The 12720-nt window shown below is 45.1% G+C and carries 12 protein-coding genes and 1 riboswitch; of the genes, 4 read left to right on the top strand and 8 right to left on the bottom strand.

From position 1 onward, the window contains the following. Position 1: 1 nt before the first annotated feature. The 3 genes from J2T50_RS08365 to trxA form a co-directional block, all read right to left on the bottom strand. A complete protein-coding gene (locus J2T50_RS08365) occupies positions 2–1330 on the bottom strand; it encodes an alanine/glycine:cation symporter family protein (protein ID WP_253365605.1) in 1329 nt (442 codons plus the stop codon). Between the two features lie 86 nt (positions 1331–1416). Further along, positions 1417–1503: riboswitch (glycine riboswitch) on the bottom strand. Between the two features lie 102 nt (positions 1504–1605). After that, positions 1606–2553, bottom strand: coding sequence for a peptide-methionine (R)-S-oxide reductase MsrB (msrB, locus tag J2T50_RS08360; protein WP_253365603.1), 948 nt, complete (start codon positions 2551–2553; stop codon positions 1606–1608). Positions 2554–2608: 55 nt separating this feature from the next. Then, the gene (trxA, locus tag J2T50_RS08355; RefSeq protein ID WP_253365601.1) at positions 2609–2923 is read right to left on the bottom strand and encodes a thioredoxin; all 315 of its coding nucleotides are present in this window, start codon (positions 2921–2923) and stop codon (positions 2609–2611) included. Between the two features lie 118 nt (positions 2924–3041). Between trxA and J2T50_RS08350 the strand changes: the two genes are divergently transcribed. Further along, a complete protein-coding gene (locus tag J2T50_RS08350) occupies positions 3042–3518 on the top strand; it encodes a glutathione peroxidase (RefSeq protein ID WP_253365599.1) in 477 nt (158 codons plus the stop codon). 27 nt (positions 3519–3545) lie between these two features. On the opposite strand, the gene J2T50_RS08345 is transcribed toward J2T50_RS08350, so the two are convergent. From J2T50_RS08345 to J2T50_RS08330, 4 genes are read right to left on the bottom strand one after another with little or no spacing between them, the layout of a single operon-like run. Then, complete coding sequence (locus tag J2T50_RS08345) at positions 3546–4187, bottom strand: GNAT family N-acetyltransferase (RefSeq protein WP_253365597.1); 642 nt, start codon at positions 4185–4187, stop codon at positions 3546–3548. 14 nt (positions 4188–4201) lie between these two features. After that, positions 4202–6535 (bottom strand): endonuclease MutS2, encoded by a 2334-nt coding sequence (locus tag J2T50_RS08340; RefSeq protein ID WP_253365595.1) that lies wholly within the window; start codon positions 6533–6535, stop codon positions 4202–4204. Between the two features lie 32 nt (positions 6536–6567). After that, positions 6568–7116, bottom strand: a complete 549-nt coding sequence (locus tag J2T50_RS08335; protein ID WP_253365593.1) for a CvpA family protein — start codon at positions 7114–7116, stop codon at positions 6568–6570. Further along, on the bottom strand, positions 7113–7424 hold the full coding sequence (locus J2T50_RS08330; RefSeq protein ID WP_253365591.1) for a hypothetical protein: 312 nt from the start codon (positions 7422–7424) through the stop codon (positions 7113–7115). Before J2T50_RS08330 ends, J2T50_RS08335 begins: the two co-directional genes overlap by 4 nt. A gap of 100 nt (positions 7425–7524) precedes the next feature. Between J2T50_RS08330 and rnhC the strand changes: the two genes are divergently transcribed. The 3 genes from rnhC to recD2 all read left to right on the top strand — a co-directional run bounded on the left by rnhC (position 7525) and on the right by recD2 (position 11439). Further along, positions 7525–8415, top strand: coding sequence for a ribonuclease HIII (gene rnhC, locus J2T50_RS08325; RefSeq protein ID WP_253365588.1), 891 nt, complete (start codon positions 7525–7527; stop codon positions 8413–8415). A gap of 10 nt (positions 8416–8425) precedes the next feature. Beyond that, the gene (gene lepB, locus J2T50_RS08320) at positions 8426–9019 is read left to right on the top strand and encodes a signal peptidase I (RefSeq protein ID WP_253365586.1); all 594 of its coding nucleotides are present in this window, start codon (positions 8426–8428) and stop codon (positions 9017–9019) included. A gap of 62 nt (positions 9020–9081) precedes the next feature. Then, positions 9082–11439 (top strand): SF1B family DNA helicase RecD2, encoded by a 2358-nt coding sequence (gene recD2 / locus J2T50_RS08315; protein ID WP_253365584.1) that lies wholly within the window; start codon positions 9082–9084, stop codon positions 11437–11439. A gap of 34 nt (positions 11440–11473) precedes the next feature. Here the strand turns inward: recD2 and dinB are convergent, their stop codons facing one another. After that, on the bottom strand, positions 11474–12538 hold the full coding sequence (gene dinB / locus J2T50_RS08310; protein WP_253365582.1) for a DNA polymerase IV: 1065 nt from the start codon (positions 12536–12538) through the stop codon (positions 11474–11476). Positions 12539–12720: the final 182 nt, after the last annotated feature.

The raw sequence follows: 12720 nt of genomic DNA, 5'->3' as shown, positions 1-12720 counted from the left end.
TTTACTTCTTCTTTAGGTATTCTTTTGTCTCTGCAATAACAATTGGTGACAAGGCCAAGAGGGCGATGAGATTGGGCAAAGCCATGAGTCCATTCACGATATCGGCAATCACCCAAATCAACTCCAACTCAATAAAGGCTCCTAGAACAACCATGGCCACAAAAAGGATACGGTAGGCTTTTAGGTATTTCACTCCAAAAAGAAATTCAAAGCAACGCTCTCCATAATAATTCCACCCTAAAATGGTGGTAAAAGCAAAGAGTGTGAGCAGAATGGTTAGTATTCCACTTCCCCACTGTGAATAGGTGCTAGTAAACACCGTCTGGGTTAGCGTTGCGCCATTTTGCGCGCCTGTCCAAAATCCTGTCACAATAATTGACAATCCTGTTAAACTACAGATAATCAAGGTATCAATAAAAGTCCCCGTCATCGAAATCAAGCCCTGTTCCACAGCGTGGTTCGACTTGGCAGCTGCTGCTACAATCGGTGCACTCCCCAAACCAGATTCATTGGAGAAAACCCCACGCGCAACCCCGCTACGCAAGGCAACCATCATGGTCGCTCCGACAAAACCACCCGTCGCAGCTGTCCCTGTAAAAGCAGATGTCACAATCAACTTGAGACTCGGCAACAGATGGTCTAGATGCATTCCTAAAATTCCCAAAGTCGCGAGAATATAGACAATAGCCATAAATGGTACTACTTTCGTCGCGACATCGGATATTGCATGAATCCCGCGGAAAATAATCAGTGCAACAATCAAGCCTAGCACGAGCCCAACAAGGCGTACATCCACCCCAAAACTATTCTGAACCGAGCTCGTAATGGCATTGACCTGTGTAAAGGTCCCCATTCCAAAGAGTGCTACCAAAAGACCACTAAAGGCAAAGAAAGTTGCTAACGGACGCCATTTCTCCCCCATACCAAGCAAAATATAGTACATAGGACCGCCCGAACTTTCGCCATTGGCATCCGTTGTCCTGTATTTTATAGCTAAAAAACCTTCCGCATACTTGGTCGCCATTCCCAAAAATGCTGCGACCCACATCCAAAATAAGGCTCCCGGCCCACCTAGCTTAATAGCAGTCGCTACTCCGACAATATTTCCCGTCCCAACAGTAGCTGCTAGAGCCGTACAGAGAGCAGCAAAACTAGAGACCTCTCCATCTCCTGACTGGTCGCCAGACAGAATCAAATGAAAAGCCTTGGGCAGCTTAAAAAATTGAAAAATTCCCAGTCGCACGGTCAAATACAAACCAGTCCCCACTAAAAGCAGCAAGAGGGGCGCACCCCATACCAAGCTTTGCAGTTGTTGCATCCATTCAAGCATATCACATTCTCCTTTTTATCCTAGAAAGCCAAGAAAAAGAGGCTATTGCTAGCCTCTGGATACACGAAAAACGTGGGGAAAATCCCTTTTTTCGCTCTGTCCTTTTGCCTGAGAGTTTCAGCAGAATCTGCCTTGCCCCTTCGGCGCCAAATGGTCTCTCCAGAGTTCCGTCCTGTCTACAGTCAGAAATCTCCTCCTATAGACCATCAACCGGTATTTTATTTTTATACTTTATATTATATAAAAAATTCAAAAATTTGCAAGTTTTTGTATGATTATTCTTTATTTTTTAATAAATCCACGAACAATCCATAACCAGCTGCTTCCATTTCCTCTCTGGGAATAAAGCGCAATGCCGCCGAATTGATACAGTAGCGCAACCCACCCTTATCTGTCGGACCATCGTCAAAAACATGGCCGAGATGGGCTTGACCAGCACGACTTCTGACCTCGATTCGATTCATTCCGTGCGAACGGTCTTGGAAATAGGTCGCTACTTCCTTGCTAATCGGCTTCGTGAACGAAGGCCAGCCGCAACCCGAATCAAACTTGTCCGTCGATAAGAACAAAGGCTCCCCCGTCGTGATATCCACATAGATACCAGCTTGGTCGCTCTCGAAAAATTCATTTTCAAAGGGACGTTCCGTCGCTGCTTCCTGCGTCACTTGGTACTGCAAGTCGGTCAACTGGCTTTTAAGCTCTTCTTGACTGGGCTTTTGGTATTGCTGGGCATCAATAACTGGAATTTTAGCTTGCTGGACATCAATGTGGCAGTAGCCAGTTGGATTTTTCTTGAGATAATCTTGATGATAGTCCTCAGCTAGAATGTAGTGGCGCAAGGGCTCACATTCGACAGCCAGCTTTTGGTGACCGAATTTGGCAGCTTCTTCTGCCATCACAGCCTCAATCACGGACAAATCCGTGTCATCTGTATAGTAAATTCCCGTACGGTACTGACGTCCCTTATCTGGACCTTGTTGATTGACAGACACAGGGTCAATCACGCGGAAATAATAGAGCAAAATTTCGCGCAAGGACAGAAGTGACTCATCATAAGCCAGATAAACGGTCTCTGCATGGTCTGTCTGCTTGAGAAGTCGATAAGAGGTGGTTTCGACCTGACCATTGGCATACCCAACCGTCGTTTTTTCCACACCTTCAATCTGTGAAAAATATTCTTCTAGACCCCAAAAACAACCACCTGCAAGATAAATTTCTTTCATTTGCTACCTCCAATCTACAAAAATAGGAGGCTAGGCCTCCCACTGTGCTTGTCTATTAACCAATCTCAGCCAAGATTGCTTTAATCTGGTCTTTCGTGTGCACACCGGCTACTTGTTTGACCACTTGACCATCTTTTTTGAACAAGAGTGTTGGGATAGACATGATACCAAAACCACGCGCTGTTTCTGGATTTTCATCGACATCCATTTTGTAAATGCGCAATTCATCTTCGTCTACTTCTTCTGCCAATTGTTCCAAGATAGGAGCTTGCATACGACATGGACCACACCAAGTTGCCCAAAAGTCTACAAGAACCACGCCTTGAGCTGTTTCTGTTTCAAAATTTGCATCTGTAATAGCTTGTACCATAGAAATTCTCCGTTTCTTCATTTTGTACTGTTATTCTACAATAAAAATAAGAGATTGGGAAATAATTGCTACGTTTGGGACGATTTATGGTAAGATGATAAAAAAGAGAGGGAAAAAGATGACAACAATCTATGATTTTACAGTAAAAGGTCAAGATGATCGGGACATTTCCTTAGAAAGTTACCGTGGAAAGGTGCTCTTGATTGTCAACACCGCCACAGGTTGCGGACTGACACCCCAATACGAGGGACTACAAAAACTCTACGATACTTACAAGGAAGACGGCTTTGAAATTTTAGATTTTCCCTGCAATCAATTCTTGAGTCAAGCGCCAGGAACTGCTGAGGAAATCAATACATTTTGCAGCCTCAACTACCAGACGACCTTCCCTCGATTTGCCAAAATCAAGGTCAACGGAAAAGAGGCGAGTCCGCTCTATAGTTGGCTCAAAGACCAAGCATCTGGTCCAGTCGGAAAAGCCATCGAATGGAACTTTGCCAAATTCCTCATCGGACGAGACGGACAAGTTAGCCAACGCTTTTCTGCCAAAAGTCAGCCAGCCGACTTAGAAGAGAGTATCAAGGCATTGCTATAAAAATCCCCAGCGCTGCTGAGGATTCTTTTATAATTCAATCACATAAGTAAATTCTTGGTAGGATTCTTCTATATCAAAGTTTGAGAGGGCTGCCTCCTCGGACACGATATAGACTCCCTCGCGTTGGTAGTAGCTAATGGGATTGCCTGCTAGATCTGACAGAGCGAGCTTGCCTGCGGCCAGATCCAAGTCAAAATGAAAGTCTGGCTCTTGCTTGGGACTGCCAATCACCAGCCAATCGTGACAGACCAATTTTCCTCCCCATTTCTGGTAGAGATGATTGGCCGTATTACCGTCTCGTGTGAAGATGGAGAGCTTTTCAACCTTTTTCTCCTCTAATTTCGCTCTTGCCCTATCAAAAAGCGCCTGTGCAATTCCTCTTCCTTGAAATTCCGGATGGACCGCTAGATTGCTAAAATAAGCCACCTTATCTGCCGGTGCATAGCGATAGATTCGGCTGTATTCTTGATTGTAGATTTCTATGTCCAGAATCCCGACAATCTGACCTGCCTCTTCTGCCACCAACTCAATCCGCTCATCAAAAACCTCTCTGTCCAAGGCTGGTTTAAAGGTGTCTCTGTCATCGAAAAATGGCGAAAAGAGATGAGCCAAAGCCTTGGTGTAGACCCAGCCTTTCTCATCTCCTGCTTGGTAATTTCTAATCTTCATGCCAACTCTCAATCTTACTTAAAGGTCACAATGGTCGCGCCAGAGCCACCTGCATTTTGCGGTGCATAGCCAAACTCTTTGACGTTCCGATTGCGGCGGAGGTACTTGGTCACCCCTTCGCGTATAACTCCTGTCCCGATACCATGGATAATGTCTACTTGCGCCATATTGTTGAGCAGAGCCTGGTCGATAAATTCATCCAGTTCTTGCATGGCTTCTTCATAGCGCTTACCACGAAGATCCAGACGGGCACGTGGTCCTTTGGCAGACGACCGTTTGACGACATTAATCTGCTTCTGCTTAGGCTTGTCTTCTTTTTCAGCCTTGACAAGGGTAAATTCATCCCGTTTCAAGGTCATCTTAATCAAGCCAACTTGTGCTTCAAATCGACCATCTTTGAGCTGATTGGTCAATGTTCCTCGCTGACCGTAGGCCGTTACGACAATGTCATCTCCTATCTTGGCAGCCTTTTCTTCTTTGGCTTTTTTCAAGACCTTATTTTTCGATAGGTCAACGGTTGCAGGAGCTAATTTTTTCAGTTTCCCCTTGGCTTCGATAATCTGATGCGGTTTGAGGCTGGCTTGGTCATGGAGATTTTTGAGAATGTCCTCGCTTTCTGCCAAAGCCAAAGCAACAATTTCCTGAGCCTCGATGCGTGCCTTGTTCAGCTCTGACTCCCGTTCACGATTGAGTTCATTGTAGAGTTTGTGAAGGGCACGATTCATCTTGAGATTGTCCTGCTCGACATCACGAATCCGCTCCAGTCTTTTCCGACTCTCAAGAGTTTGACTTTCCAGCTTTTCAATAATCCGATTGACATCGCTATCCGTATCTGTCCACTCTTGAGCTGCTCCAATCACAATATCCGACAAACCGAGGCGACGGGCAATTTCAAAGGCATTTGACCGACCAGGAACTCCCTGCAAAAAGCAATAGGTCGGCCGCAGACTGTCTGTGTCAAATTCCATACTAGCATTCTCAACAGCCGGCGTCTCAATACCGTAAGCCTTGAGCTCTGGATAGTGGGTCGTTGCCATAGTCTTGATGCCCCGCATCCGCAAATCATCTAGGATCGCCATAGCCAGACTGGCTCCCTCTTGCGGGTCTGTCCCCGCCCCCAACTCATCAAAGAGAATCAAGGAATGCTCATCCGTCTGGTCTAAAATCGAAACAATGTGCGTCATGTGACTAGAAAAGGTTGACAAACTCTGCTCGATGGACTGCTCGTCACCAATATCCGCAAAAATCTGGTCAAAAATGCCGACACGACTGCCCTTATCGGCCAGAATTGGCAAACCAGACTGGGCCATCAGCTGGGCCAAACCAAGGGTTTTCAGCATGATGGTCTTACCACCCGTATTGGGACCGGTAATGACGATTGCAGTCAAATTTTTTCCAAAGTGCAAATGATTGGCAACTGGATGTGAAATCAGGGGATGGCGGACGTTGAGAAGGGCGATGTCCTGCTCTGGCGACACCACCGGTACGACCGCGTCATAGCGCTGAGCAAAGAGGTGCTTTCCTCGCACCAAATCCAAGTGGCCAAGCACCCAAGCATTATTGCCGATAATGGCTGCATGCGGTCGAATCATATTTGACAAATCTGTCAAAATCCGTGCAATCTCATGCCGTTCCTCCGCACGCGCATTGGTAATGTCCTCGTTGAGCGCCACAACTGAGCGCGGCTCGATATAAACCGTTGAGCCCGATGCCGAAATGTCATGCACCACCCCTGCAATCTTGTTGCGGAAGGTATTTTTAACAGGCAAGACATTGCGTCCATTTCGACTAGCCAAAACGGTATCGGACAGCATCTCTGCCTTTGTCTTGAGAAATTCCTGCATAACTTGGCGGACCTGCGTCTCTGATTCTTGGATTTTTCGTCGAATTTTCAGGAGATTTTCAGATGCAAAATCTTCAATAAAACCGCCATCGTTAATAGCTTGAAGCGAGCCTTGCAAACTAGGAAATAACTCCATTTTTTCAAACAAGACTTGCAATTGTCCCAGACTGACATTTTCCAAATCCGCATAAAAATCAGACAGATTTTTCGTGACCTCCAAGACCTTTTTCAGACTGAGGAGTTCAGAAATATTGAGATCGGCGTCCAATTGGAGCCGCTTGATGGCTGGCGAGACATCCACCGTCTTGCCAATGGCAAAGTGCGGATAATACTCAAAAATCGCCGCCATATCTGTCAATTCATCAAAGGACTGTTGGAGACGACCGCTATCTGTCATGGGCGCTAGCTCTCGCAATTCTTGTAAGCCCTGTTCCGTCACCAAGAAGGGCTCTACCAGAGCGGTTACTTTCTTAAATTCTAAAGTTTCAATAATTTTTTGATTCATATTCTTCCTACTAAAAAAGAGGTAAGTCTCGCTTACCCCACCACATTTGTCACCCAGAGTTGCTGTAAAACACTCGTCATAATCGGGGTGTATTTGATAATCGCATTGGCGACAAAGCTTCCTTGCAAATAGTTCTGAACGGTCGCTATCGGTACAGTCGCAGCAACTGTCAAGACCAACTGAAGCGAAATCAAGGTCACAACCACAGACAAGCCACCACTAATCCCATTTGTCAGACGCGTATCTGGGTTGATAAAATTCAGCAAATGCACGAAAATTCCAATCAGACGCATGATGGCATAAACCAAGACATAGACCACTAAAAATGCTAAACCCGCGTAAAAGATTTCATCCAAGCTAAAGAGGTACTTACTCGCAAAAAAAGCATTTTTCGAGCCCTCTGTTGCTGTAGTAAAAGGTATCCAGAGATAGAGAATCTTGGCCAAGCTCTTGTAATTTCCAGACGCAATCATCAAGGAAAGGATGGCTGAAAATGTGTAGTAAGCCTGCAATACCAATCCACGGCTGTAGCCGATATAAAAGCTCCACAATAAAATAATCAACAAGATCAATGAAATCATAGGCTGTCCTCAAGTTCATCCAAGTCAACCAACGGTGTCTTGTTGTTCCCACTTCTTTCTGTCATTTGTCGTAACTTAGCCTCTGTTTTTTCAAAGGCAACCTCGCGCGTCAATTGAACTGACAAGGCATTGATCGCCAAGAGAAGAGCCAGAGTCTCTGGATCTGCACTCGGCATTTTTTCTTTCAAAGCTAGGTATTTTTCTTGCGCCACACGTTCGATTTCTTCCATGAAAAGATTGTCATGCTCGGTGGTCAAGGTTAATTGTTTTTCTCCAAATGTAAATTTATATCGATTCAAGTTTGCCATAAAATCACCTCATTTTTCATTATACCCTAAAATGCGCTTTTTGACCATTTTGACCTTGCTGATTTAAGGCAAAAGAGCGGAAATATGCTATACTGATAAAATGAACACAATTGTATTGAAAGTGACGGAAGCTGTCAAACAAGAACTCCTCAAAACCTATCAAGCTTACCAGCAACCAAGCAAAAACGCCTACATGGCTGGTTTTTTTAAGCTAGACGGAGCTTCCTTGTCCATTTACACATCTGGAAAAGCTATATTTCAAGGCGAAAAAGCAGCTGTTTATGCAGCAAAATGGGGCTGGGTAGACGATACTGCTACTAGCTCTAGTCCTAGTGGACAAGGCCTGCCTATGATTGGGACAGACGAAGTCGGAAACGGTTCTTATTTTGGTGGTTTGGCAGTCGTTGCCAGTTTTGTGACACCAGCAGACCATGCCTTTCTTCGTTCATTGGGTGTAGATGATTCTAAAAAAATGACAGACCAAAAAATCTGCCAAATCGCGCCACTCTTAAAAGAGAAGATTGCCCACCAAGCTCTGCTTTTGTCCCCTAAAAAATACAATCAAGTCATTGACCAAGGCTATAATGCCGTTTCCGTTAAGGTCGCTCTCCATAATCAGGCTATCTTTCTTCTTTTACAAAAAGGAGTGCAGCCTGAAAAAATCGTGATTGATGCCTTTACCAGTAGCAAAAACTATGACAAGTATTTGGCTAAAGAAAAAAATCATTTTCCAAACCCAATCACACTGGAAGAAAAAGCAGAAGGCAAGTACTTGGCTGTGGCCGTTTCATCCATTATTGCAAGAAGCATGTTTCTCGAAAATCTAGTCCAACTGGGACAAGAAATCGGCTGTGACCTACCTTCGGGTGCGGGCGCTAAATCCGACCAAGTTGCCAGTCGCATCTTACGAACACATGGATTGGCAGGCTTAGAAGCAACTGCTAAACTCCATTTTGCAAATACCCAAAAAGCACAAGCATTATTGAAATAAGGTTTTTTATATGAAATATTTTTTGAAAGAATGGGGACTTTTTACCATTATCCTCACTGTTTTTATTCTTAGTCGTGTCTTGGTCTGGAGCCCCGTTACTGTAGACGGGCACTCCATGGACCCAACCTTGGCTGACCAAGAAAAACTGCTCATGGTCAAGACTACTAGCATCAAACGTTTTGATATTGTAGTTGCGAGTGAAAAAGATACTGCCGGCAAAGAAAAACTCATTGTCAAGCGGGTCATCGGCATGCCCGGCGACACTATTCGCTACGAAAATGACACTCTCTATGTCAACGACAAAGAGGTCAAAGAGAATTATTTGGCTGAATACCAAGCAGCCTTTAAAAAAGACAAGCTTCAATCTACCTACGCCTATAATTCCTACTTCCAAAAATTAGCACAACAGGCTGATTTCTTCACCCAAGATGCTTATGGAAATGGAAGTTTCACTGTTGTTGTACCTAAAGGAGAATATTTCCTACTAGGGGATGACCGCATCGTCTCACAGGACAGCCGAGCCGTTGGTAACTTTAAAAAATCAGCCATCAAGGGAGAAATTGTCTTCCGCCTCTGGCCATTGAATCGATTTGGTGGATTATAAGCAAGAGCAAGCGGTGACGGAAGTCCCGCTTTTCACATAAGCATTAAGAAAGATAAAAAATCATGTCTGAAGTTTACTTTTCTGGGACCATTGACCGGATTATTTTTGAAAATTCCAGTAATTTTTATAAGATTCTCCTGCTGGAAATTGATGATAGCGATGCTGATTTTGAAGATTACGAAGTCATTGTCACAGGAACCATTGCCGATGTCATCGAGGGAGAGGAATACCGTTTTTACGGCCAATTGGTAACTCATCCCAAGTATGGTCAGCAACTGCAAGTCAGCCGATACGAACGGGTCAAACCCACTTCAGCTGGCTTGGTCAAATATTTCTCCAGCGATCATTTCAAGGGAATCGGGAAAAAAACCGCTGAAAAAATCGTCACACTCTACGATGGTGACGACGTCATTGACCAGATTCTGGCTGAACCTGAAAAACTCACACAAATCACCGGACTCTCTCCAAAACACCGCCAAGAATTTCTGGATAAGCTCCGCTTCAATTACGGTACGGAAATGATTTTAGCCAAGTTAGCGGAGTACGGTATTCCCAATAAACTAGCCTTCCAAATCCAAGACCAGTACAAAGAAAAGACTCTGGATATTATCCAAGAAAATCCCTACCAGCTGGTCGAAGACATTCAAGGCATGGGCTTTACCATTGCCGACAAAATCGCTGAAAATCTGGGCATCGAAGCACAATCACCACAACGTTTCCGCGCTGGTCTGCTCTTTAGTCTCCTCAATCGTTGTCTGGAAATAGGAGACACCTACATCGAAGCCCGCGACCTCTTGGAGAGCACCCTTGAAGCCTTGGAAAAAGCGCGCAATATCGAGTTGGACCCTACGGCTGTCGCCAATGAATTAACTACCCTCATCAACAAAGGAAAAGTCCAGCAGATTGACACCAAAATCTTTGACAATAGCCTCTTTTTCGCAGAACAAGGCATCCAGAAAAATCTGACACGTCTCTTGGAAAAATCCACCGTTAAAACTTTCCCACGTGAGCAGATCGAGCAAGCTATTGACAAACTCCAAGTCGAAGCCGGAATGACCTATAATAGCATCCAAAAAGAAGCCATCATCCAAGCCATCAACAATCCGCTTTTTATCCTGACCGGAGGACCCGGTACCGGGAAAACAACCATTATCAACGGCATTATCGCAATCTACGCCATTCTACACAAGATTAACCTGCAAAAAACGAGCGGCGATTGTCCGATTCTTCTTGCCGCTCCGACAGGACGGGCAGCTCGTCGTATGAATGAATTAACCGGCTTGCCGAGTGCCACTATTCACCGCCACCTTGGCTTGACAGAGGATGCTACTGAGCCTAGCCGTAATGATTTTTTGGATGCTGACTTGATTATCATCGATGAGTTTTCTATGGTGGATACTTGGCTGGCTCATCAGCTGCTCAATCACATTTCCTCGAACAGTCAGGTCTTGATTGTCGGAGACGCCGACCAGCTTCCGTCCGTCAGTCCTGGGCAAGTATTGGCAGACCTCTTGCAAGTTTCCGCCCTGCCCAGCATTCGGCTGGAAAAAATTTACCGCCAGTCTGATGACTCAACCATTGTAACCTTGGCCAGTCAGATTCGTCAGGGAAGTTTGCCAGCAGATTTTACACAGAAAAAGGCTGACCGCTCTTATTTTGAAGTGGGGAGCGAGCAAATTCCCACTACGGTGGAACGCATTGTCAGCGCAGCTATTAAGTCTGGTATCCCAGCATCCGAGGTGCAGATATTAGCACCCATGTACCGTGGAGCCGCAGGGATTGACCAGCTCAATCTCATGGCGCAAGCCTTGCTTAATCCCTTGGTGGAAAACGCCCTTGAATTCCAGTACAATGACCAAACTTTCCGTCAAGGCGACCGGGTCATCCATCTGGTCAACGACGCTGAAAGCAATGTCTTTAATGGTGATTTGGGCTACATCACCGACCTCCTTCCTGCCAAATACACCGACTCCAAGCAGGACGAAATCACCATCAATTTCGACGGAAATGAGATTTTCTATCCCCGAAATGAATGGTACAAAATTACCTTGGCCTATGCCATGTCCATTCATAAGTCGCAGGGCAGCGAGTTTCAGGTGGTCATCCTGCCCATTACCAGCAGCAGCCATCGCATGCTCCAGCGCAACCTCATCTACACCGCCATCACTCGTGCCAAGAGCAAACTCATTCTCTTGGGGCAGGTCCGCGCCTTTGACTACGCCGTTCAAAACGCAGGCACCAGCCGAAAGACCTATCTGGTTCCACGATTTTCTGGGGAAATAGCAGAGCTGGAAACAAGCCCCACAGAGACAACTTCCACTCAGCCAGCCGATTACCGCCTGACTGAGAATAATCTCCTCACCATCGATCCCATGATTGGCATCACGGAAGAGGATATCGCTCAATTTTTCAAGAAATAATACAAAAAGCGAGACCGGCCGTCTCACTTTTTTCTTACCTAAAATTCGTCACGGTTACGCCCAACAATCGTATGCCTTTCCTAGGCTCTCCTACCGCTTCAAAGATTTCTTGGGATTGACGTTCGATTACATCTTCTTTCCGTGTTGGCTCGTCCAAACTCACTCGTTTTGTCAGGGTCGTAAAGTCACCATATCGGATTTTCACGACAACTGTTTTACCTGATTTTCCATGTTTTTCTAAACTCCGGCTGACACGTTTTGACAAGCTGGCCAATTCTTTTTTGACATCCTCATCTGTATACAAGAGCTTGGCATAGGTCCGCTCCTTGCCGATGGATTTGCGAATACGATTAACCTTGACCTTATTCGACGAAATGCCACGTGCCTTGCGGTAGAGGTCAAAGCCGAAACGACCAAATTTATCAATCAGGACCATCTCAGGAATTTCCAGCAAATCTGCACCTGTAAAGACATTCATCTCATGCAATCGCTCCACGGACTTCTTGCCCACACCGTGGAATTTCTCGACAGGCAACTGCCCCAAAATCTCCTCTGCCTCCTCATGCAAAATCAGGGTCAATCCGTGTGGTTTGTCCATATCCGAAGCAATTTTTGCCAAAAATTTATTATAAGAAACACCTGCTGAAGCCGTCAGATGTAGCTCATTCCAGATATCGTACTGAATCATCTTAGCGACTTTGACAGCCGACTTGATGCCCAGCTTATTTTCCGTCACGTCCAAGTAAGCCTCATCAATTGACATGGGCTCTACTAGGTCCGTATAACGCTTGAAAATTTCCCTAACCTGCAGCCCGACTTCTTGGTACTTTTCATAGTTTCCTGAGATGAAAATCCCTTGCGGACAACGCTCATAAGCTTCTTTGGAAGACATGGCAGAATGAACGCCAAATTGTCGCGCCTCATAAGAACAAGTCGACACCACACCCCGACCACCCGTCTTTCGAGGGTCTCTTGCAATGATAACGGGTTTTCCTTTCAAAGAAGAATTATCCCTCTGTTCAATGGCAGCAAAAAAGGCATCCATATCAATATGAATGATTTTCCGAGATGTGTCATTGATCAAAGGAAAAATTAACATATGCCCTCCATTTTCTCCCTAATTATACTCTATTTTCCCTTAAAATACCGACTTTGAAAACCATGAAAAATCATGAAAAAATTGTAACTTTTTTGTAAACTTTTTCAATGATTTTTCATGGTTTTTGACCTTGAAGAAAGTGCTTCCAAGTGTTATAATGTAAGCATTAAAGGTGTTTGCAA

Source organism: Streptococcus gallinaceus (genome assembly GCF_024170225.1).
Taxonomy (GTDB): Bacteria; Bacillota; Bacilli; order Lactobacillales; family Streptococcaceae; genus Streptococcus; species Streptococcus gallinaceus.
This window is presented reverse-complemented; position numbering and strand designations above follow the sequence as displayed.

Coding starts and splice junctions, on each gene's coding strand:
- J2T50_RS08335 (WP_253365593.1), bottom strand. CDS start 7,116: ATGATTTCATTGATCTTGTTGATTATTTTATTGTGGAGCTTTTATATC.
- msrB (WP_253365603.1), bottom strand. CDS start 2,553: ATGAAAGAAATTTATCTTGCAGGTGGTTGTTTTTGGGGTCTAGAAGAA.
- rnhC (WP_253365588.1), top strand. CDS start 7,525: ATGAACACAATTGTATTGAAAGTGACGGAAGCTGTCAAACAAGAACTC.
- trxA (WP_253365601.1), bottom strand. CDS start 2,923: ATGGTACAAGCTATTACAGATGCAAATTTTGAAACAGAAACAGCTCAA.
- dinB (WP_253365582.1), bottom strand. CDS start 12,538: ATGTTAATTTTTCCTTTGATCAATGACACATCTCGGAAAATCATTCAT.
- J2T50_RS08350 (WP_253365599.1), top strand. CDS start 3,042: ATGACAACAATCTATGATTTTACAGTAAAAGGTCAAGATGATCGGGAC.
- recD2 (WP_253365584.1), top strand. CDS start 9,082: ATGTCTGAAGTTTACTTTTCTGGGACCATTGACCGGATTATTTTTGAA.
- lepB (WP_253365586.1), top strand. CDS start 8,426: ATGAAATATTTTTTGAAAGAATGGGGACTTTTTACCATTATCCTCACT.
- J2T50_RS08365 (WP_253365605.1), bottom strand. CDS start 1,330: ATGCTTGAATGGATGCAACAACTGCAAAGCTTGGTATGGGGTGCGCCC.
- J2T50_RS08340 (WP_253365595.1), bottom strand. CDS start 6,535: ATGAATCAAAAAATTATTGAAACTTTAGAATTTAAGAAAGTAACCGCT.
- J2T50_RS08345 (WP_253365597.1), bottom strand. CDS start 4,187: ATGAAGATTAGAAATTACCAAGCAGGAGATGAGAAAGGCTGGGTCTAC.
- J2T50_RS08330 (WP_253365591.1), bottom strand. CDS start 7,424: ATGGCAAACTTGAATCGATATAAATTTACATTTGGAGAAAAACAATTA.